Source organism: Rhodococcus sp. KRD162, from assembly GCF_017168335.1.
In the GTDB taxonomy this organism is placed as follows: Bacteria; Actinomycetota; Actinomycetes; order Mycobacteriales; family Mycobacteriaceae; genus Rhodococcoides.
The window spans coordinates 214,749-235,137 of record NZ_JABFAU010000005.1 but is presented as its reverse complement, the minus strand read 5'-3'; the positions used below and the strand labels follow the sequence as shown (position 1 = coordinate 235,137).

The window sequence follows — 20,389 nt, the reverse complement described above, 5'->3', positions numbered from 1 at the left end:
ATGACCGCACCGAGTTCGTTCCCGATGGCAGTGGCCGTCACCGATTTGTTCGTCGACCACACCTACCAACGCGATTGCGACGTCAAGCGAGTCCGGAAGATCGCCGCCGAATGGGATCCTCGGCTCGTCGGCGTCCTCGACGTCTCGGATCGAGGCGACCACGCCTGTCCGCGTTTCGCGATCATCAATGGCCAGCACCGCTGGGCTGCGGCAGGTATGAGAGACCCCGACGCGCACCTCGTCGTCAACGTCCATACCGGACTCGACCTCGCTGGCGAGGCGAAGCTTTTCGATGACATCGATCGCAAGACGAAACCCATTTCGACATGGGACCGCTGGCGGGCGCGCAAGGCGGCGGGCGACGCGGACGTCACCGTCATCGAAGACGCGGTCACTCAACTCGGGTTGGAGATCAATCCAAAGCCCGGTCCGAAGAACCTCCGCTGCATCACCAGCCTCGAAAAGCTGCTTCGCAAAGGTGGACAGTCCCTCGTCGTGAACACCCTGTTCTTGATCACGGACACATGGCCGCCGTCCCAGGACGCCCTCGAAGGCGCAATCGTGGCGGGCGTCGGAATCCTTCTCGACTCGTTCGATGACGTCGAGGCCGGTGCCACGTTCAAGACCGGGCGGCTTGCCGACGCCATGACTGAGATGACACCTCGTCAGATTCGCGCACAGGCCCAGAGCCTGCGTGAGTTCGAGTCAGGCTCTCTCGCAACGATGGTCGCCGTTGTATTGATTCGCCTGTACAACCGGGAGCGCGGGCCGAAGCTCGACGAAAAGGCGATCCGCGCATGAGCACTCTCCCAGAGAGCCTCACCTGGCTGGTCTTCGTCGCCGTTGCCGCTGTCGCTGTGTACGGCATCGCGTGGGCAGTTCTACGGGAACCGGATTCGACTCGTGCTCGTAGCTATTCCTGGAATTCCCCTGAGGCTCGAATCTTGAGAGGTGAACTGTGACAAACGCACTGGTGTTCTTGGATACGGAAACGACTGGACTGCATCACGATCGGCGTCCGTGGGAGATCGCGCTGATTCGACGAGAGCCGAACGGCTATACGACGGAGCTGCGGGTGTTCGTTGCCGACGTGGAGCTGTCGTCGGCGGAGCTGATGGGGTTGAACGTCGGCCATTTCTACGACAACCATCCCTCGTTCCGAACAGAGCGACCGATCTCTCTGCGCAACGACCCGGATGGGGCTGAGGAGTGGGAGTTGTCACCGGGAACATGGTTTGCGACCGAGGCGAAGGCCGCGAAGTTGGTCGAGCGAATGACGCGCGGTGCGACGATCGTGGGTGCTGTCCCAAGTTTCGATACGGAATGCCTTGCTGCGATGCTTCGCCGCCATAACCTCTGTCCGGCATGGCATTACCACCTGATAGACGTCGAGGCGGTGGCCTTGGGATATCTCAGCTACCGATACCTCCTGGATCCGGGTCCGGGAAACATTGGTCCCGCTGAAGTGCTCATGCCGCCGGTAAGCTCCGACAAACTGTCGGATTTGTGCGACGTCAAGCCACCCGTGGGGGACGAGCGACACACGGCGATCGGCGATGCGCGGTGGGTGCAGCGTTGGTACGACTCGCTGACGGGCTACTTCAACGGGTACATCGCGGATGAGGACGATCCGTCGTGAGCCGCTCTGAGATCGGCTCTGTCGTAGTCGCATTAGGCCTGGCGACGTCGGCGGTGTTCTTCGTCGCGTTCCGTGTGACGTCGGCGGCTGTGGCGGTAGGCGAGGTGTACCTCGAGCGTCGGGGCCGAACATGATTCGCCCGGTCCACGAGCGCGGGATGAAGGGCTGGAAAATCACCTGCGATTCGTGCGAGAAGGTCGCGCACTTCTACGTCGACACCGCGCGTGAGGCATTCGGCGTCGCCCGACGGCACTCGTGGACCAAGAGCAACAACCGCGATTTCTGTCCCGATCACCCTTCCTGAACCGAGGAGAAGACCATGCGCGTATCCACGAGGGCCCCGCCCCCTAACCATTAATCGTGTTGCCTGCCCGTTGTTTCCCGTTCTCTGACAAAGGATGTCCGTTGCCGTTCTTCCAGCTGGTCGACGAGTTGTCCAACAACCGCAAGATCAAGGCGTTGTTGGATCCCACACTCGACGGCGACATGTCTGGTTGTGCAGCGTTCACCGTGTGGTCGATCTCGGGGACCACCTCTCAGGCAGCGGGTAGCGATGGGGTGGTCAAACGTGCTGACGTCGCGAGGATTCTTCTCGACACTCGGATGAGCCTCGACGCCGCCACGATGTTGGTCGAGGTCGGTTTGTGGCACGCACCGGGGCACGAGTGCCCTCGGTGCCCGCCGGTCGCGGACGGGACATTCCTGTTCCACGACTGGTTCGACTTGAAGTACGACACGGGCGCAGCGGTCCGGCTCAAGCGGCGCAAGGCCGCCGAGCTGAAGACCGAGAAAATAGTTGCGGCTGTGTGGGCGCGGGATTGCATCGATCCGAAGGTCCCGGCGAAGCAGATGTCGGCGCACTGCCGCTACTGCGGCGTCGTGGTCAAGCGCATGGACCACAAGTCACCCGTCAAAGCACACCTCGAGCACGTAGACCCCGCAGTGGCGAACGGCGCACGCAACATCGTGATCGCGTGCTCGCCCTGCAACCAGAGCAAAGGCAACCGAACCCCGCAGGCCGCTGGCATGACGCTACGTCCGGCTCCGCGCCCAGGTCCTGAGCAGCACAGTTCCACCGTGGTCTCGCCGCCACGTTCCGATGACGGGTTGGTTTCGTCTCCACGGTCCGACGCCGGGTTGTCTTCGACGGGTAGCTCCCGCGAAGACGTACTCGCCGGCCGCGACGCAGACGAAGCGGTACTCGCCGGAACCGGTGACGCAGGGACGCAGCTCGCCGCCCAGGATCGCCCCGCTCGGCCGCAGGTGGCCGACCCGTCAACAGTTGTCACGCCAGGCTCACCGGGGCAACCCGTCGCTGGGGCAGTGCACGACAACGCCGACGAGTCGGCCACCACCCGGCCATCGGACCATGACGCGACCAAACCGGATCAACCTTCGATCAAACCGGCACGGCCAGCGGCGAATCCGGAACAAACCCCGATCAAACCGGATCAACCCGGAAATCAACTTTCCGGCACTGTGCTCGGGCGCGTGCGGGCGCAGGTGCGCCAGGCAGGGTCAGGGCAGGGTGATGGTTTGGGTAGGGGTCTGGGGGAGGGTCACTCGTCTGGGTCACCCGACCACCATCCATCCGGAGACACCGCTCGTAAACGTGGCCGCCGCAGATCTCGTGGTCGTTCCCGTAGCTCTACGAAACAGGCCAGTCCAGATCCATCTCCTGACCGACCTGTGAATCCATTACCACCGAGATCAGTCACCACCGCCCAACTCCTGAACCTGGTCGACCAATCGATGGATGCGGGCGCTGCACCCGATGTCGAAGTACCGGCCAGATTCGGCTCGCCGTGGTTCGGGTGGCGGGGCCCGGCGTCGACGGTGACGGAAACCATCTGCGAGATCCACGGCCAGCACGAACCATGTTCCGCCTGCAAGACGAGCGAGGAGTGACCGTGAGCGATTACCCATCCGGCCTGACACTGCGGCCGATCGAGCGGTGGCCGGCACCACCGAACAAAACGCCGGGGCCGTCGCCATTCTCCGCTCCCTGGCGATCGACCCTGCAACTCCTCGACCGCGAGCTCCGGGCGATCGGAACCGGCAACCGACCAGCGACGGCAATCCTGCAGATCGCGATGCGTGAACAGGACTTCCGTCTCGACGGCCTACCGAGAGCGAACGCTGTGCCGACGCACCCCGGTGTCATCCTGTCGATCGAGTCGAGCAAGGGCCCGCTGTCGTTCCCGTGCGATCGGTTCACTCACTGGCAGGACAACCTGCGTGCGATCGCCCTGTCGTTGGAGGCGCTCCGCAAGGTCGACCGATTCGGTACCACGCCGAACGCCGAGCAGTACACCAGATTTCGAGCGATCGGGTCCGCTGCGTCGCCGCCCTCGCAATCGTCGACGAAGGGTGCTCGTCGAGCATTGGAGCTGATCGCGTTCCCGGAAACCGATGGTGTCGACCCATCGGGCATCGGGTCGATCGACCGGCTGAAGCGGTTGGCCAAGGCGAACTCTCATCCCGACCGCAACGGCGGCGACAGTACGCAATTTGGTGTCGTCCAGGATCTGATCAAGGTCCTCGGCTGGGATGAGGGCCGAGGATGAGCATCGACGTCGCTGTCACCACGTGCGTGTGCTCGCTCCCGCACAAGCGAACCCCCGACAAGGGACAGCCGTTCACCGCGGCCGACGGCAAGACCGGTGTCGGTGACGGGATGACGCCGGTGTGGGAGTACGCGGTCGACGGTGGTCGAGCGGTCACCGCCTCGCACGACGGCTCGACCCTCTGCCGCGGTCACCTCACCCGGCTGCAGGATCTCGTCGCGTCGACGCCCCGCACGGTGGAGTGGATGCGCGAGCAGATCGAGCCGTCGAACACCGCTCCGGATCGCAGTGCGGGATACACGAAGCCGTCGAAGAAGGAGCCGCCACTACCGATCTCGGCGGCCGCAGTCGACGCCGCCGACGAGGAACTCGTGTTCCTGTGCGAGTGGGCAGAACAGGTCTCGGCGGATCGCGGGGAGATGGGCCCGGACTTGGCCGGCGCACGCACCACGTGGCGGTCGACGTACCGGCCGGTCGCACCGCTGCAGCAGGATCGCCGCGTCATCGGGTTCCGAGCCATCGACCCGGTCGCCGTGAACCGCGTAGTCAACTCGGTCACGAAGTACCTGCTCGATCGACTGGACTGGATCCCCGAGCAGGAGTGGGCGGGGCAGATGATGACCGAGCTCGGCGCGAACCGCCGCTCGCACACCAACCGGTGGCCACTCGGCGATACCGCCCGCCGCGCAAAGGGATTCCGCTGCATGGACTGCAACCGCGAATCCATCGTCGTCCACCCACCGGCACACGCACCGATGTACGAGGAGATCCCCGTTCTGCGGGAGCCACCCGAGCACTACCCCCCCGGTGGCATCGGCCCTCGGATGGAACCGGCCCCGTTCCCTCGGCTCGACGAGTACGGGCACCCGCTCCTCGATGACGACGGCCGACCGGTCCTGCACATCACCCGCCGCGAGCTGTACGCGCACCCGATGCTCGTCGCCTGCTCGGACCTCCGCTGCGGCGGCCGGGTCGACGAAGTGTATTGGAACTGGGCCAGTCTCGTCGCCGAGTCGGGCGCGGACATCCGAGACAAGGACATCCGAAGCCGAGCGATGGGCACCACGTCCGGGGCAAGCATCTACGAAGGGAACGGCTGGACATGACCGATCAGAGGGCACTCGCGTCCGCACTCGCGGCGAAGCTCACCGAGGAACTGGGTTGGGACTGGAAGGGCGAGCGATTCGAGGACGTGTGCATGCGCGGCGGATCAATGGATGTGCCGTCAGGTAAGCAGGTGATCCACGAGTTGGCCGAGAGCCTGGCGTCTGTGGTGGCTGCCCTCCCTAGCATCGCCATCGACGCGGCGCATCTCACACATCAGCGTGACTGGAGCCGAACGACATTCGGCCCAGGCTCACGCATCGAGGGCGTACTGGACCACATCACGAAGGAGATCGCTGAGGTTCGTGCCAAGCCGGGCGATATCACCGAGTGGGCCGACCTTGCGATCCTCACGTTCGATGGTGCACTACGGCAGGGCTTCGAGCCTGAGGAGATCATCGCCGCGATCAAGGCGAAGCAGTCGAAGAACGAGAGACGAACCTGGCCAAACTGGCGAACTGCCGATCCCGACAAGGCGATCGAGCACGTCCGAACTACGCGAGGCCAAGCATGAGCGCGCCAATCGAACCCAACGCAGTAGTGCAGTTGATCGAGCAATACATCGACGACGAACACCGGGCCGCCGAGAGAGCCGACAACAAAGCTCTACTGGACGAAGACGGGATCTATGGACTCCACAACGTCGCAGCGAAAGTGTACGCCCTCGGCTTCTATGACGGCACCTGTGTCGCGAACGAGCGCCACAATAGGCGTCGGGGCCGCGAGCGGGAGAGTGCACGACCCGAGGGCGACCAATGAACACTGAGGAGTTCGCGGCGATCGAAGCCCGAGCGAAAGCGTGGGAAGCCGCCGTGAAGGAGAACGGACGCCTGTTGGCTGCGGTGCGGGAACGGGACAACACCATCGCACGAGTACGGGAAGTCGGCCTTCTCGGCCTCGATGAGATCGCACAGAAGTCGATCGACGCCACAGTTGCCAGAATGCAGGACCAACTGGGATGCATTCCCGATGATCTAGGCCCCGACGTCATGGCCAAAATCGTTGACTCACACATCGAGCAAGCCGAGCTTTTCGCGGGTCCGGTGCTCGATGCCCTTCGCGCTGCCCTCGACCCACCGCGGGAACAAGACGATCGCGTCCATGCACTGACCATCAGTGATCTGAGCCTGTGTGGTCTCGAAATGGGATGGGGTCTGAACGGCACCTTCAGCAGATCCCATGTGACGTGCGGTGATTGCACCGCTGAACGGATTGGACGCAGTGGAAGTGCTGAGCAATGAACAACGTCGATCCTCTCGATGTGGACTCGGATCAGTACGTGACGCTGGCCGAAGCTCAGCGGCGGACGTCGCGCTCGCGCCGCACGGTCCTGCGTTGGGTGAAGGCCGGCACAGTGCGCACGATTGAACGCCAGGGACTTCGCGGATTCCATCTCGCAGATCTCGTCGATGCGGAAGCGGCGGCACATTACAACGCGGCTCGGACACGAAAACCGTAGAAGCGCTGTGACCAGCGTGTGCCCATGCGGTGGTGTACTCTTCGCGTAAGCGATCGGTGACTCCACGTCCCGGTCGCTTTGTCGTTCCCGAACAAGGAGGTCGCATGACCCGCAGTGAGGAGCAGCGCGAAGCTGACGAGGCACTGACTGCAGCGATCGAGCGCGTGTGGCGCGCATACTACCCGGACACTGAGCCAGGCATCTTGATGGAGTACGTGGTGAACGCCAGGCGACGGACCTTCGACGAAGACGATGGCAGTCCGCTTACCTCGAACGCGACGATGCCTCGTGATGGCAACGTGCCACTCGACACACTGCTCGGTCTTCAGATGTTCGGAGCTCTCCGTACTCAGGCCCAGATCCAGCAGGACTGATGGCACGGGCATCCAAGCGGGTGTGCTCGATGCCTGGGTGTCCGTCGATACAAACTGGACCGCTGTGCACGGTGCATGCGAGGGAGCGGGAACGTTACCAACGAGCAACAGTGCCGACCAAGGTCACTCGGGACCGGGCCGAGCAACGGCGTCGCGCGCAGGCCGTCGCGGATTGGGTTGCGCGGCATGGCTATTGGTGCCCCGGTGTTCGACGGTCAGGGCATGCATCGCGGGACCTCACTGCGGCACACGATCCACCCATTGCGCTCGGCGGTGACCCGCACGGGCCGCTGAAAGTGCACTGCCGGAGCTGCAACAGCAGGCAGGCTGCACGCTTCTGACCAGCGGTAATGCAAATGGTTCGCGACGGTAAACAATGCTCTGACCTGCGGCGGTGCACCCCAGGGGGGTGCCCCTACGGGGCCCTCCTCGAGGTTCGCCGTGGGGGAGGGCTCTCCGAGGTGCGGAGGGTTCAAGAAGTTCCAAAAAAAACAGGAAGGGCTGCTGCCGATGCTCGATCCGAATCGCCAGCCAAGCGACGCGGAGTATCTGCGGATGGTTGAGGCGTGGATGAATCCCGGCCTGGATTTCACTCGAGAGATGTACGACGAGAAGGCGCGCATCGCTCGGCTATTCGGCGGCACCACATCGGAGCCTGCTTCACGAGCTTGAAAGGAACTGCGACATGCCAGTGCAGATGTTCCAAAAGAAGCCAATCAAAGTCCGATCCATTCAGCTCAACTGGGCGAACTGGGACGACGTCTGCACCTTCATCGGTGAGGGCACTTTGACTGACGCGCCTGGTGGTCCGCACGCGGCGATGTCGGAGGAGTACTCGGATACCTGCGGTGAGGGACCGCAATACATCATCCTGTATCTGTTCACGATGCACGGCGATCTGACGCCGTTTCGTCACGGCGACTGGATCATTCCGGATGGAAAGCCCGGGACCTTCTACCCGTGTAAACCTGACGTCTTTGCAGTTACCTACGAACCGGTGAGCAGTGTCGATCACTGATCGGTTGCACAACCTGGTCGCGTCCTGTGTCCGGAAGTTCGCCCACCGCATGGGTTGGTTCTGATCGTTTTTCCCGCGGCGCACTGCTGCGGTGTCTGTTCGGCGCACTGCCGAACGTAGGAGTTGGTGGCGATGACGAATCACGGAGGTGCACGTAGCAGGTCCGGACCGAAGCCGTCGATGTACTCGGCTCGCTCGGATGCCCGTGATCTGAAGGCGACTCGTTTGCCGGTCGAGGGATACAGCGACGACTTCCCGCCGCTGTCGGAGTTCTTACCCGATGCGTCCGAACGTGAAGGACTCGTGTGGGCCGAGGCCTGGACGACTCCGCAGTGAGGTGTACTACTGATGTGAGACACAGTTTGAAAGGATTGTGCTCATGTCTGCTCGACCTACCTATTCCGATGAGTTCAAGGCTGATGCCGTTGAGCTCGTGGTTTCATCTGGCCGTTCGCCGGCTCGGGTGGGCGGGCGAGTTCCTCGAGATCGTGACGATGCCGATGCCGGCGCAGCCGTTCCCGTGGGAGCCGGAGGTGGACGGCATGGTGGAATTCTTCACCACCGCCAACGTCCGGATCGATTTGGAGTGCCGCCTCGGTGCCGTGTCCGGGCCGTTGCTCGCGCGTGGTCCGGCGGTCGCGATAACCGCATTCCAGAATCAGTGGATTCCGCGTGTGCTCTCTCGCGCGGCGGAGGAGACGATCTCTGTTCCGACGTCCTCGTCGACGATCGTTCCGGCGAACACCGCGGTGAACATTTTCCTGATCGCACGCAAGATCGAGACCACGGCGCAGACTCGCCTCGAAACACGCAAGGAACGCGCCTACCTTCGGGTCCGCCCGATCCCGGTTCCGGTGTAGGCCTGTGCCCGAATACTTCGATCCGAAGAACCCGGACATCGGCTACAACGGCCGCGACCAGGACCCTCCCGGCGGTGTGAACATCGGCAACTCGGAGGCGCTGCGTGCGCTCGGTGGGGTGCTCGCGGGTGATCAGGGTTTCGAGAACACTCCGGATGCGCAGGACCGGGAGTACACCGCGCAGGTGCTGACGGCCGGGTTGTCGGCGCGCTTGCTCACCCTCGAAGGCAAGATGGCTGAGGGCGCGGAGTACTCCGACAACTTCAACCGCGACAACTCCTCGAACCTGGGATCGCCGAACCCGGGAGCAGTCCCGGCGTGGATCACATTCGGTCACGGGCAGCCTCTGGAAATCATTGATCAGGCAGCGCAACTCAACCCGTCCGCGCCGTTCAACCTCGTCGATGATGGAACACGATTCGCCTTGTGTCCGCAGGCGGCCTCGTCACCGAATTACACGGTGGTGGCGATCGTGCACCCACTCTCCAAGTCGGGCAAGGTATCGACGAAGGCGTGCACAACAATTTACGGACGGTGTAATGCGGCTGGCACCGAGGGCGTGTACGTCGATTTCTATGGCGGACGGTGCGAGCTCGGCCGGTTCACCCGCTCCGGGAACTCGGTGAATCGAACGCAGTGGAAGTCGAACACCGAACTCTCGTACAACTTTTCGTCCACTCCGGAACTGCGGATGAAGGACAACCGCTACGTGGTGGTGGTCAGTGGTGTCGAGCTGATCGTCCACGACGATGTGTCGGGGTTTCCTGTCGACGGCAATCACAAGTTCTCGATGTTCTCGTGCGAGGCATGGACTGGATTCTTCGGTGCCACACCGGAGTTCTCGGCTGGACTGACCGGCTTCGCGATTCGTGGTAGCGAGTTCACCGCGATCGAGGATGCGAAGGCCGATGCGGGGGCGGCGCTCGAGGCGGCCCAGGGTGCGCAGGATGCCATCGGCACGGTGGTCGAGGATGCGACTGCGGCGGCGACGTCGGCGGCGGAGGCAGCTGCGGCGGCGATCGGGGCGGCACAGCAGCAGTCGATCGACAACACCCAGGCTGCGATCATCAAGGTGCAAGCAGGTCTGCCGGTGGTTCCCTACGACCATTGCATGACCAACCACGAGTGCACGTTCGATCAGATCCTGCGCCGCAAGGTCGCGTCCGGTATCTCGGGCAACGTGAGCAGTGTGTCGGGTAGTTCGTGGAGTACGCACGATCACGTGCGTGGCACTGTCGGATCGAACACTGGCGATCGCACGCTCAGCCCGCACGGGCACAGTGACAGCTTCTCGTTGTCGAAGTCCGATCCGATGTACCTTCCGCCGCAGAACTCGGTGGAGGGCGGGTTCATCCGGGCGAAGTGGGCGGGCGGTCGTGCCTCGATCGTGTACGCGTTGGGTACGGTTCCGTCGTCGTCGCCGAATCCGCTCTACATCTACATCTCTCGGATGAACCCTGACGATGGGTCGTTGCTGCTCGAGCATGTCTCGCCGGATCAGACTGCGGCGATCACCGGCCCGGGGGAGCAGATCTACAACCTGCCCGATGAAATCGTCTTCGATACCAACGAGTCGATCCATCTGGCAATTCATCAGCCGGGCCCGTCGAATGCGCAGCGCCAGTTGGTGGGGATCATCGATGCGGCGTCGATCTCGCGGGAGGGCCTGCTGTATCCGCCTCAGCAGGCGACTCGGTTGATCTCGTCGTCACCGTTGACGGAGCAGTCGGTGATCGCGGCGGATTCGTTGACGTTCGCGGCAGCGGCTCCTCTGTTGTGGATCGGCATCGGTCAGCCCACGGAGTTGCCGCTCCCGGATCCGGTCACGTATTTCGAGGACTTCTCATCGGGGTCGATTCCTGCAACGCTGTCTCGTCAGCAGGGAGCGGCAGCGATCGTCGACAACGGGGCGATCATGCTGCCCGGTGGTCTGATCAACGACGGCCGGCGGCGCTACCGGGTCACGGCGAAGATGGCGCGAGACGATCACGAGGCCACTGGCCAGATTCGGACTCCGACATCGGAACCGGCGTACTTGCGTGTCCGCAGCTATGTCGATGTCGAGGTTCGTGCATCGGGTGTCAAGCTCGCGTACCGCCCGTTTTTCGGTGGTGGAGTCCTGGCCTCCCAGGACTTCACTGTCGATTCCGGTGACGTCTTCCGCCTCCGCGCAGCCGGCAATGTGTTCACCGTGGCCAAGCTGACCGGTACCGATACGTGGTCGACCGTACTCACCTACCCGGACACCACGAATGCGATCCCACGTGGTGCCGCCTACCGATACATCGAGATCGGCCTCGACCGTTCCAGCTTCGTCAATTCCGGCGGCTGGGAATTCATCCTCGCCCGCGATACACCCGAACCCGAATAGGAGCTGTGCCCATGAGTACGGAGTTCACTGTCGAAGGGGAGCGGTTCACCGCACATCGTGACCCGGACGATCCCGACATGTTGGTGGTGACGTGTCTCGATTCCGGGATGTCCTTCTCCGGCCGCTGTGTCGATCTCCCCCGATACGAGCCGGTGTTCGTTGTTCCCGACCCCGAACCGTATTCGGGAATCGGACCGGTGCTCGACGGTCAGGTTGTCGCGGAGCCGGGACCTGATCCGGAGGCACTGCCCGCTCTCGACGTGGAGGAAGGATCGCTGTGACGTCACCGGGGTTGGAGTACGGGCGTGTGGAGGATTGGATCGGTGGCCTCGTCATGGACGGGGTGGACTCCGACGATCTGCCCGATGATGTGGCGTTGACGGGCACGGTGAAGTTGGAGCCGATGCTCGTCGAGACGGCGGGCGGTATCCGGGTGCCGACGATGCCGAAATGGTTGTCGGTTCAGCCGATCACCTGTCAGTACATCAACGGTCGTCTGACTCATCGTGGTCTGCCGTATGTAATGTTGCTGGCCCCGAACGAGGCGACGAACCCGACGAACTGGAAGTGGCAGGCCTCGTTCGATCTGCGGCTCAATGGTGCGCAGGTCGTGCGCAAGCAGTTCGCGTTCGTGCTCCCGATCTACGATCCGGATGCCGAGTTGGTTGCGGGCCGCAATCCGACGGTGGTGAATCTGACGACGGTGCAGCCGGTGAATGTGCCGGGGTCGGGGACCGGTGTGGTGCAGGGACCGGCGGGGTTCTCGATTTCCGGTGTCGAGATCGTCGAGGACGGCATCCAGTTCTATCGCGAGGCTCCCGGTTCGCCGGACGGTCAGGTGCCGGTCGGTGTTCCGGTCCCGTTGCCCGCCGGCAGCGGCGAGGTGGCCGACGATTCGATCGACGCGGCCAAGCTCGCGCCGGAGGTCCGCGCAAAGGTCGACGCGGCCTTGGACGAAGATGCTGCTGACACACGTTATGCACCCGTTTCCGTGGCCGATGTGGCGTCCGGTGCCGCTGCCGCAGCGGCCACCCTGGCAACGCAGAAGCTCACCACCCCGTCAGGCGGCACAGCGGGACAGGTGATCGCCAAGACTGCTGACGGCTTCGCCTGGGCCGACCAGTCCGGTGGCGGCGGTGCATCCGACGCGCTCTACAAGCAGCTCGCTCGCACACCGGAATCTCTCATCGTCGGCGCGATCACCTTCGACGCGAACGGCGCAGCCATCTCGGCGGCGGTCGTCTGGCCGGACGGCACCCCCGGCACGTACACCGCTGATGCCGTGTCAGCGGACTTCCCCTCGGCGGTCGACGCCTACAAGATCACCTACGGCAACCCAGCGACGAAGGTCTACACGCAGCCGTTGATGACCCGAAACGCTGCGGGTGCGGTCACCTCGGCTCCGGCGATCACCGTCTCCGCGGGTGGCGACTACACGACGGGCCTCAAGTTCCACTGGACATTCGACGACCTCGGCCTTGCAGACGGCGCGGCCATCACGAACGTCCCCGCCCTCGTCGGCGGGTATGCGCTCACCGCGCACGCGACCGTGTCCAAACAGCCCACTATTCATCTCAACGCCGCGAACGGCCACGCGGCGGCGAGATTCGTCCGAGCGAACGCGCAGTATCTCCGAACAGCACTGTTCGCGGCACAGGACATCATCGGCCAGCCTGCCACGCAGTACACCGTGTTCAAGCGCACCTCGACCGCTGCTGCAGGATTTGTCATCACGGGCGGCGTGTCGGGCGTTGGACAGCACATGTCGATCAGCGCGGAATCCGCGACGAATCTTGTGAACATCTCGGCGCAGAACGGTGGGTCGGCGGTTACTTCCCCAGCATCGCCGGACATAAATTGGCATGCGGTCGGTGGCGTGTTCGACGGCGCGTCGTCTCGACTCAATGTCGATGGCTCTATTACCACTGGAACTGTGACCAACGACCCTAACGGCGTTCTTCCCCGCGTCACCCTCGGTTCCAATGCAGCAGCAACTGCCACGTACCTCGACGGTGAAATCCTCGAAGTCCGCGTCTACAACCGAGCCCTCACCGAGCAGGATCTCGCCGCACTGCGCACGTCCCTGCAAGCCCGCTACGCGATCGCCTAGGAGCGCCGAACCATGAGTGAATTCACCCGCCCTATCGGCGTACCGAAAGACCAGATCCTCGCGTCCCGGCTGACACTGAACCCCGGCATGCGCCCGTTCTACCGAATGCTCGGCCAGCGCACGAAGCGCAAGCTCATCGGCGTAGGGCTGGGCGCATCTACCTGGGAGGGTTCGGTGGCGGACCCGAATCGGCAGATCTCCTGCCAGCTCGAGAAGATGCTCCAGAATTCGTACAATCCGGCGGGTGTCACGGGCGGCTACAGCCTCAAGTGCCGCAATGCCGGCGTGGCCGGTGCACTCGGCTGGGTGAAGTCCGGATCGTCCGGCGAGATCCTGGATCAGGACACCAAGAAGCTGTCCACTCTCGCCGCAGGAACGACAGCGACACACACCACGTTCCAGCCGTCGACCGGGCTCGACATCTTCTTCCCGTCCGGGCCGACAGTAGGAGCGTTCACCGTCACGATCGACGGCGGCGCACCAATCACCGTCACCCCGTCGTCGACGGAGGGCTACACCGAGAAGTGGTCATCGGGCGTTCTGACCCGACAGGTGCACACCTACGTCATCACCGCTACCTCAGCGACGGTGATCGGCCTGACGTACATCCGCGACCAGGACGAGAACTACGGGCTGCGGCTCTACAACTTCGGTAGAGCGGGTGGCGCGACGACGCAGTTCGTCGACTCGACAGCCGACTCGACATGGGCGCGGATTACGTCGATGCAGCCGGACTTCTTCACGCTGATGCTCGGGCACAACAACCTCGGCGCGACGACGGTGGCGCAGATGCAGACCGACCTCGGGATCATCGCGGACCGAGCGGCGGCGATCGACACGACCAAGAAAGTGCCGATCCTGGTCATGGCGCAGCACTCGACGGATTCGCGATGGCCTGCATTCCACGCGGGCATCAAGGCGTTCGCACAGACCAGGGGCCTACCGTTCGCGTCGTTCTACGACTTCTTCGCGAAGGACACCACCGCAGCGACCACGTCGGGGGACTACTACACCGACAACCTGCACCTGATAAACGAGGGCCACGACATCGCCGCGCTGGCTGTCGCAGATCAGTGGCAGTTGCCGTCACGGAAGACGTTCGCGGTCACTCCGTAGGTAGTTTGCGGATCTCCTTGGCGGGCACGCCTGCGTACAAGGTGTGCTCGTCGAGGTCGGCACGGACCAGAGAACACGCTCCCACGACTACGCCGTTACCGATTGTGACACCAGGAAGGATTGTGGACCCGACCGCAATCCGTGAACCATCCCCGATCGTGATCGGACTTCCAAAGCCTTTTCCTGATCGCTTCGTGGGATCGGAAACGTCGTGGTCGGAAGTGAGGAACCGCGCATCGGCCCCAACGGAGACGTTGTTTCCGAGCGTGATCCCATCGCGCGTATCGAACATGACTCGGTAGCTGATGACGCAGCCAGGTCCGATTGTGACGTTCTTCGACTTGAACAGAACATGTGCGCGAATGATTGCTCTCGGATGAATGCCGGGGATGAACAAGCGCAGGAGTTGCGTTCGGATGCGAGCCGGGAAAATGAACAGGCCGAGCACGTCATTAACGACGAAGAGCCAGAGCACGGAGTGGCGGTCGCCCGCTTCCTGCCACAGGATCTCGCGCAGTCGTCCGAGTTTCACAGGACGTAGTTGAGAGGTATCGCCGCACTAATTTTGTCGCGTACCGCGTCGGCGAACGCGCGGCCCGATAGGTCGGGATGTTCGGCAGCGACAGAGAGCACGAGCGTCCAAGCGTCGTCGTAGCCCTCATCGAGAGAGACGGCGAGTGCTACGAACGGCACCAGTTCGTTTTCGGTCATGCGCGACATCATGCCGTACCGCCCGGTCTCACCGCTCGGCAAGCTCTCCCGCTACCCGCCCATAACACCAATTATGGGCGTGTCGAACTGTTCGGAATCGCCGATAAGTTGGCCGTATGCTGGCGGTATGGCCGACGCGGAAGTTCTCTACCGATCACACTGTGGTCATCTGGAGTACGGGCACGCCGCCGGAGAGGTCGTCCTGATCCGTGCCGAGCCGCGAATCACGGTCCGGACGAACTGGCTCGAGTACATCGAGCGTGTCGCTCGGCTCGGCGGATGCGGCGATTCCGAAAACCCGAGACACGCATGGGTCGATGCATTCGAGCTGGTCGACCACAGCGGCCGGCAGTTCCTGAAGTTCACATCGGCGGCGGCGCAGGACTACATCTGGGAGCTTGGACCGGCCTACGTGCCAGACGACGCGGGATCGGTCTCTCGCGTCGACCCCAACGCCATGACCGTCCGAGATGGGGTCTGGCCGGACTGATCCATTATCCGGTCACTTCGGCACAGCTACCAAGAGGAAATCAACGATGGGTGAGCTCCGAGTTGGGGATAGAGTGTGCCGCAGTTGGCCTGGCTGTGTCGACAGCGTTGGCGTCATCACCGAGCTCGCACCGATACGAACCATGTTTGTGCAGGAGCCGATGGTCCCGGGCGCGATCGTGAAGGTGGAGTCGGGTCCGTTCTGGGGGCAGGTCATGCCGTTCGAGTTGTCTGAGCTACGCCCGGCTACTCCGTCGTGTCCACGTCTGCTCGTTTGAGGATGATGACGTCGTCGCTGTCGGGGTATCGGTAGCCGTAGCGTCCGTCGGGGAGTAGGACCATGCCTGCTTGACCCTCGTCGGGGTCGGGTGGGTATGCCATGCGGAGGATTCTACGAGCGTCCGCGCCCGTCGAAGCTGCCGTCCATGCACTCCGCCGTCCTGGGCGGCGTGTATGTCACCGCACCGCACTCGCGACAGGTGTGGGTGCGATGGTGGTGCACCTCGCAGGAGCAGACTTGGGAGCCGACGAGCACACGGCCGCCGCGTAGCTCGTGGCCGCGCGGGCAATGGGTGGGCGCGGGTTCGGCCCATCGATCGCCGATCCGGTACAGCTCCACCATGCCTCCGAACGTGAGTGCGGGGCTCGGTCTGGCTTCCCTTCCGAACCTCACCCCGCTGACTCGACCATAGCAGGAACTCGAACGGGTGTGCGGAAACGGTCTGTGAGGTGTTGCTGTGGCAGAGGTCCCGTGCGTGTGGTGCCGAGGGTTCGGCCGAATTTCGGCTGGTGAAGTGCGCACCGGCAAACACGTAACGTCGTGGCCCGATCATGCGTGCCCGGACTGCGCTGGTGTGGGCATGCGCGAACCGCCGCCACGGCGTCGATGGCCCAAGAACTGATCGGTGAAAATCTCCCGAGCGCAACGCTTCTCAACAGGAGGAGGTGTCGCCCTGTGTGGTGGCAGATAGGCGGAGCGGTCGCACTCGCGGCCGTGCTCGCATCGAACGAATTCACGAGAAGGAGCACCATCATGGCAGTAGGAACAGAATCCGCCAAGGCCATCGCCGAGGTCCGCGAGGCGGTGGCGGCCGAGGTCGATCAGGCCGCGACGAAGATCATCGAGGCCACCCGGGCAGACGCAGACACCGCTGCGGAGATTCGCACCTTGCTCGCACCGGTCAAGGGAATCATCCCCGACGACGAGGCAGTCGAGACCGGTGCCGGCGACACGGGCGGCACTCTCGAACCCGCTGAGTCCGGTGTGAACGACTCCGGTCAGCCCGAGGCAGTGCAGACCGACGAGACCACGCTCTGACCTGATCAGGTCTGCATGGACGAAGCCCCACCCGGAATCCGTTCCGGGTGGGGCTTTTTCGTGTTCGAAATCGGTACCGATCTGCCGGGTTTGCGCGTACTGTGGCGGGAAATTAGAAGCGGCCCCGGCCGGTGCGGGAACACCGATCGAGGCCTTGCCACCCACCAATCATGTGACATTGGAGCGTGACCGTGCTGAACGGTACCGCGTTGCTTTCTGCAGCGCAGCCTATGCCCGTAATCGACCGCGAGTTTTACGTCGAGTCTTTCCTGCAACGCTGGGACGGGAACACTCGTATCAGCTACCGCGCCGACTTATCTATGTTTCTACTGTGGTGTGACACAAACGGATTCGAGGCGTTCGCGATCCGTCGTCAGCACCTCGAAATGTACATGAGGTATCTCGCCGACGATCGCGGAAACTGCCCGTCCACGGTCCATCACCGACTCGGCACGCTGAAACTGTTCTACGAGCTCGCACTCGATGACGACCTCGTAGCGAAAAACCCTGCACGCCTGTTGAAGATGCCGAAGATCCACCGATCCGCGAACGAGAAAGTGCACCTCGACCGGAACGAATTGCAGGCCGTGTGCCGGACGGCGTACGACTCCTCGCCCGTCGACTACGCGCTCGTGGTCATCATGGGCTACACGGGATTACGTGTCTCCGAGGTCTGCGGCCTAGACGTCGGCGACGTGTTGTCGTATTCGCGTGGCCACCGGATCATGTCGTTCGTGCAGAAAGGTGGAGCGCAGGCGATCGTGCCGCAACCGCCCGTCGTGATGCGCGCGATCGACGCGGTCGTCGACGGCAGGTCGAGTGGGCCGCTTCTGCTGCGGCGAGACGGGACGCGCATGACCCGACGATCGGCCGACCGCGTGTGTAAACGTGTCGCCCGCGCGACCGGTATCACCATGAATGTCTCACCACACACGTTCCGGCACAGCATGATCGTCAACGCAATCGACGCCGGAGTTCCATTACGTGAGGTGCAGCTCGCCGCCAGGCACGCGGACATCTCGACGACCATCGGGATCTACGATCGCGGCCGCCGAAACCTCGACACACACGCATCACACACGTTGGCGGCCTACCTCGGGGCCGTAGCGTGACACAGGAGTACGCGCGGTTCGGGGACAGTGTGTTCAGTTTCCCGGATCGACACGTTCGAAGTCAGCGGTGTGTGAGAGCTTGTTGCACTCGAACGTGTACTCGGGGTTTCCGCTTTCCAATGGATTGCGGAAGGTCCCCGTGGTGACCGTGGTTGTTCGATCGTAGGCAATGTCTATGACGTCGAGCGGGGTGGACGAAGTGATGCCGTTGAGCTTTCGGCCCAGGTCTTGAACGCAAGAAGACGTGACAACTGACTCCTGTGTGTCGGCCTTCTCGTTCTCGCGGGATACGCCCCAATAGACCACGCCAGCCAGAATAAGCACGGCGATACCGACGACAACCCAGATCTTTCCACGTGTGGTCACACAGGTGTGTCTACCAGGTGGGCCTCGAATGTTTGAACGATAGGCCGCGACGGCGGACGTCGAATCCCCCATCGCGGCTGGCTCAGCTTGCGCGCCGGGCTTCCCGAAAGGCGGCACCGAGGTCGGGTACCTCGCTGTCCGAACTGGGAAGTGTCGTGACCAACGGCTGCACTCGTGTGGCCGCGGGGGCCTCCTCCGCCGACTCGAGTGCCGGTGCATCGCGTCGAGTCAGGAGGTACGTCAGGTGGGTGACAGCCAGCAGCGACAGCGGTGGTACGGCGGCGACCAGTATGCGAACGGCGACGGGCAACTCCCCGGTGTACGTCGCGTGCAGTGAGTTACCGACGAGGGACAGGCTCGCCCCTAAGCCGAGCAAAGTCCAGGCGTACCACCGGTGGTGGTCGAGTGCGACGACGGCAACGGTGGCGACGAGGACCAGCCCGTCGACGATGAGGGGCCAGACCCAGGCTTGTCCGGCGGGGACGCCGGACCTCACCGCCAGATCCCGGAGTGCGGTGAAGCTGAGCCAGAACGCGCCGAGCGCGATGAGCGTGGTGCCGACCTTTGCTGTGGCGTCGGCAGGGCGAAAGCTGGACATGGTTTCTCCTGTGTCAGGCCGCGTCGGCGAGTGCGTTGACTGCTGCGCGGAGGTCTTCGTTGCTGGTGGCGAGGTAGCGCTGTGTGGTAGCGACGTTCGAGTGGCCGAGGAGGCGGCAGACGATCATGATGTCGCGCCCGCAGGCTCGGTACATCCGTGTGGCGAATCGGTGGCGGAGCTTGTGCATCGTCCACCCGACGGGGAGGAGGTCGCCGACGAGCTTGCCGACGTAGTGCGCGGAGATGTGCCCGTCGACCGCGCCGGGGAAGAGATACCCGTGCCGGCCGAGTCCGTAGGTGTGTCCGCCCGGCCCGCGGAGGATATCTTTCGCCAGTTTGTCGGTGATCGGGACGGTCCGTTGCTTGCCGCCTTTGCCGTGCACGACGAGCTCGTATCCGTCGAACGATTCCAGCACATCGCTGGTGTGGCACTTGGCGACTTCCTCACGCCGCATTCCGACTTCGTCCGCGAGCCGTGCAGCCATGAGCTCTCGCGGGCCGGCGTTGACGATCAGCTGTGCCCACATGTTGTCGGGGACGGGCCGTGGTCGTGGACGGGACTCGGAAACTTTGGGAAGGGAGATCGCCGGGTTCGTTGTGGCGATGCCGACACGTATGGCCCAGTCGAAGAACTTGATCAACGAGGACTTCAGTCCGCGCCGATGGTCTTTCGACCAGTTCTGGTGCGCGGTGACGTGGACGATGTCGTCGGCAGTGACCACGCCTGGCGAATCGCATCCGAGCTTGCGGGCGACACCCCGAACGTGGCTGCGGCGGGTGCGGATGGTGGTGGCGGGAGCACCGGCCGAGATGAGCCATTCGACCCACCTGATGACGGCGTCCTCCCACTCTGGGGGCAGTGAATACATTTGCTTGTGCATGGTCTGACTGTGATGCAGGTAACGGACTGCTGGGTTGGGTTTCGATACACCCGTCCCAGATCCGTCACGTACATCTAGCGTCGGACGCAGGTGTGTCAGCGACATGCGTACCTCACGCTACCTGCGGAAACGCCAAGGTCAGGGCATTCCCGAACTGGTAATCGAAGGGTTCCTGGTTCGAGTCCAGGTGGGGGAGCGCAATCCCCGTCCGGCATGCCGGACGGGGATTTTTGTTTCCCACCAAAATATCGGGGGACTCGGTTGGTTATCAGACTGCGACGCAGTTGGCTGTATATC

The 20,389-nt window shown here is 63.3% G+C and carries 30 protein-coding genes; 24 read left to right on the top strand and 6 right to left on the bottom strand.

The window, feature by feature from the left end:
• From J1M87_RS09500 to J1M87_RS09400, 21 genes are all read left to right on the top strand, one after another.
• Positions 1-801 (top strand): DUF6551 family protein, encoded by an 801-nt coding sequence (locus tag J1M87_RS09500; RefSeq protein ID WP_206489306.1) that lies wholly within the window; start codon positions 1-3, stop codon positions 799-801.
• On the top strand, positions 798-962 hold the full coding sequence (locus J1M87_RS09495; protein ID WP_206489305.1) for a hypothetical protein: 165 nt from the start codon (positions 798-800) through the stop codon (positions 960-962). Before J1M87_RS09500 ends, J1M87_RS09495 begins: the two co-directional genes overlap by 4 nt.
• 113 nt (positions 963-1,075) lie before the next feature.
• Positions 1,076-1,639 carry a hypothetical protein gene (locus J1M87_RS09490; RefSeq protein WP_307830769.1) on the top strand — a complete coding sequence of 188 codons (564 nt, stop codon included), beginning with the start codon at positions 1,076-1,078 and terminating at the stop codon, positions 1,637-1,639.
• Positions 1,636-1,773, top strand: coding sequence for a hypothetical protein (locus tag J1M87_RS09485; protein ID WP_206489303.1), 138 nt, complete (start codon positions 1,636-1,638; stop codon positions 1,771-1,773). The genes J1M87_RS09490 and J1M87_RS09485 overlap by 4 nt, the downstream gene beginning before the upstream one ends.
• The gene (locus J1M87_RS09480) at positions 1,770-1,943 is read left to right on the top strand and encodes a hypothetical protein (RefSeq protein WP_206489302.1); all 174 of its coding nucleotides are present in this window, start codon (positions 1,770-1,772) and stop codon (positions 1,941-1,943) included. The genes J1M87_RS09485 and J1M87_RS09480 overlap by 4 nt, the downstream gene beginning before the upstream one ends.
• A 101-nt stretch (positions 1,944-2,044) precedes the next feature.
• Entirely contained in the window at positions 2,045-3,547 is a 1,503-nt protein-coding gene (locus tag J1M87_RS09475; RefSeq protein ID WP_206489301.1) for a hypothetical protein, read from the top strand.
• A gap of 2 nt (positions 3,548-3,549) precedes the next feature.
• Entirely contained in the window at positions 3,550-4,206 is a 657-nt protein-coding gene (locus J1M87_RS09470; protein ID WP_206489300.1) for a molecular chaperone DnaJ, read from the top strand.
• Entirely contained in the window at positions 4,203-5,312 is a 1,110-nt protein-coding gene (locus J1M87_RS09465; protein ID WP_206489299.1) for a hypothetical protein, read from the top strand. The genes J1M87_RS09470 and J1M87_RS09465 overlap by 4 nt, the downstream gene beginning before the upstream one ends.
• A complete protein-coding gene (locus J1M87_RS09460) occupies positions 5,309-5,824 on the top strand; it encodes a dATP/dGTP pyrophosphohydrolase domain-containing protein (RefSeq protein ID WP_206489298.1) in 516 nt (171 codons plus the stop codon). The genes J1M87_RS09465 and J1M87_RS09460 overlap by 4 nt, the downstream gene beginning before the upstream one ends.
• Complete coding sequence (locus J1M87_RS09455) at positions 5,821-6,069, top strand: hypothetical protein (protein ID WP_206489297.1); 249 nt, start codon at positions 5,821-5,823, stop codon at positions 6,067-6,069. The genes J1M87_RS09460 and J1M87_RS09455 overlap by 4 nt, the downstream gene beginning before the upstream one ends.
• Complete coding sequence (locus J1M87_RS09450; RefSeq protein ID WP_206489296.1) at positions 6,066-6,551, top strand: hypothetical protein; 486 nt, start codon at positions 6,066-6,068, stop codon at positions 6,549-6,551. The genes J1M87_RS09455 and J1M87_RS09450 overlap by 4 nt, the downstream gene beginning before the upstream one ends.
• Positions 6,548-6,769, top strand: a complete 222-nt coding sequence (locus J1M87_RS09445; RefSeq protein WP_206489295.1) for a hypothetical protein — start codon at positions 6,548-6,550, stop codon at positions 6,767-6,769. The genes J1M87_RS09450 and J1M87_RS09445 overlap by 4 nt, the downstream gene beginning before the upstream one ends.
• A gap of 104 nt (positions 6,770-6,873) precedes the next feature.
• Positions 6,874-7,143 carry a hypothetical protein gene (locus tag J1M87_RS09440; RefSeq protein ID WP_057478526.1) on the top strand — a complete coding sequence of 90 codons (270 nt, stop codon included), beginning with the start codon at positions 6,874-6,876 and terminating at the stop codon, positions 7,141-7,143.
• 441 nt (positions 7,144-7,584) lie between these two features.
• On the top strand, positions 7,585-7,815 hold the full coding sequence (locus J1M87_RS09435; RefSeq protein ID WP_206489294.1) for a hypothetical protein: 231 nt from the start codon (positions 7,585-7,587) through the stop codon (positions 7,813-7,815).
• A gap of 13 nt (positions 7,816-7,828) precedes the next feature.
• Entirely contained in the window at positions 7,829-8,161 is a 333-nt protein-coding gene (locus J1M87_RS09430) for a hypothetical protein (protein WP_206489293.1), read from the top strand.
• 132 nt (positions 8,162-8,293) lie between these two features.
• Positions 8,294-8,497, top strand: a complete 204-nt coding sequence (locus J1M87_RS09425) for a hypothetical protein (RefSeq protein ID WP_206489292.1) — start codon at positions 8,294-8,296, stop codon at positions 8,495-8,497.
• Between the two features lie 68 nt (positions 8,498-8,565).
• A complete protein-coding gene (locus J1M87_RS09420; protein WP_206489291.1) occupies positions 8,566-9,021 on the top strand; it encodes a hypothetical protein in 456 nt (151 codons plus the stop codon).
• 4 nt (positions 9,022-9,025) lie between these two features.
• On the top strand, positions 9,026-11,392 hold the full coding sequence (locus J1M87_RS09415; RefSeq protein ID WP_206489290.1) for a hypothetical protein: 2,367 nt from the start codon (positions 9,026-9,028) through the stop codon (positions 11,390-11,392).
• Positions 11,393-11,403: 11 nt separating this feature from the next.
• Positions 11,404-11,673, top strand: a complete 270-nt coding sequence (locus J1M87_RS09410) for a hypothetical protein (protein ID WP_206489289.1) — start codon at positions 11,404-11,406, stop codon at positions 11,671-11,673.
• Positions 11,670-13,502 carry a LamG domain-containing protein gene (locus tag J1M87_RS29265; protein ID WP_206489288.1) on the top strand — a complete coding sequence of 611 codons (1,833 nt, stop codon included), beginning with the start codon at positions 11,670-11,672 and terminating at the stop codon, positions 13,500-13,502. The genes J1M87_RS09410 and J1M87_RS29265 overlap by 4 nt, the downstream gene beginning before the upstream one ends.
• Before the next feature lie 12 nt (positions 13,503-13,514).
• Positions 13,515-14,618 (top strand): SGNH/GDSL hydrolase family protein, encoded by a 1,104-nt coding sequence (locus J1M87_RS09400; protein ID WP_206489287.1) that lies wholly within the window; start codon positions 13,515-13,517, stop codon positions 14,616-14,618.
• Here the strand turns inward: J1M87_RS09400 and J1M87_RS29260 are convergent.
• Positions 14,608-15,150: an acyltransferase gene (locus tag J1M87_RS29260; RefSeq protein WP_206489286.1), complete on the bottom strand. Its 543-nt coding sequence runs from the start codon at positions 15,148-15,150 to the stop codon at positions 14,608-14,610. The genes J1M87_RS09400 and J1M87_RS29260 overlap by 11 nt on opposite strands.
• Positions 15,147-15,329 (bottom strand): hypothetical protein, encoded by a 183-nt coding sequence (locus J1M87_RS09390; protein WP_206489285.1) that lies wholly within the window; start codon positions 15,327-15,329, stop codon positions 15,147-15,149. The genes J1M87_RS29260 and J1M87_RS09390 overlap by 4 nt, the downstream gene beginning before the upstream one ends.
• A gap of 127 nt (positions 15,330-15,456) precedes the next feature.
• Here J1M87_RS09390 and J1M87_RS09385 point away from each other — a divergent pair, with 127 nt between their 5' ends.
• On the top strand, positions 15,457-15,819 hold the full coding sequence (locus J1M87_RS09385) for a hypothetical protein (protein WP_206489284.1): 363 nt from the start codon (positions 15,457-15,459) through the stop codon (positions 15,817-15,819).
• A 245-nt stretch (positions 15,820-16,064) separates the two neighbouring features.
• Here the strand turns inward: J1M87_RS09385 and J1M87_RS28990 are convergent, their stop codons facing one another.
• Complete coding sequence (locus J1M87_RS28990; protein WP_274610871.1) at positions 16,065-16,199, bottom strand: hypothetical protein; 135 nt, start codon at positions 16,197-16,199, stop codon at positions 16,065-16,067.
• A 652-nt stretch (positions 16,200-16,851) separates the two neighbouring features.
• On the opposite strand from J1M87_RS28990, the gene J1M87_RS09380 reads away from it, so the two are divergent.
• Together J1M87_RS09380 and J1M87_RS09375 are read left to right on the top strand one after the other, a co-directional pair.
• Positions 16,852-17,136, top strand: coding sequence for a hypothetical protein (locus tag J1M87_RS09380; protein ID WP_206489283.1), 285 nt, complete (start codon positions 16,852-16,854; stop codon positions 17,134-17,136).
• A 230-nt stretch (positions 17,137-17,366) separates the two neighbouring features.
• Entirely contained in the window at positions 17,367-18,248 is an 882-nt protein-coding gene (locus tag J1M87_RS09375) for a tyrosine-type recombinase/integrase (protein WP_274610882.1), read from the top strand.
• A 33-nt stretch (positions 18,249-18,281) separates the two neighbouring features.
• Here the strand turns inward: J1M87_RS09375 and J1M87_RS09370 are convergent, their stop codons facing one another.
• The 3 genes from J1M87_RS09370 to J1M87_RS09360 all read right to left on the bottom strand — a co-directional run bounded on the left by J1M87_RS09370 (position 18,282) and on the right by J1M87_RS09360 (position 20,092).
• Positions 18,282-18,614: a hypothetical protein gene (locus tag J1M87_RS09370; protein WP_206489281.1), complete on the bottom strand. Its 333-nt coding sequence runs from the start codon at positions 18,612-18,614 to the stop codon at positions 18,282-18,284.
• 82 nt (positions 18,615-18,696) lie between these two features.
• Positions 18,697-19,212 carry a DUF2637 domain-containing protein gene (locus J1M87_RS09365; RefSeq protein ID WP_206489280.1) on the bottom strand — a complete coding sequence of 172 codons (516 nt, stop codon included), beginning with the start codon at positions 19,210-19,212 and terminating at the stop codon, positions 18,697-18,699.
• Positions 19,213-19,225: 13 nt separating this feature from the next.
• Positions 19,226-20,092, bottom strand: coding sequence for a tyrosine-type recombinase/integrase (locus tag J1M87_RS09360; RefSeq protein ID WP_241256626.1), 867 nt, complete (start codon positions 20,090-20,092; stop codon positions 19,226-19,228).
• Positions 20,093-20,389 lie beyond the last annotated feature (297 nt).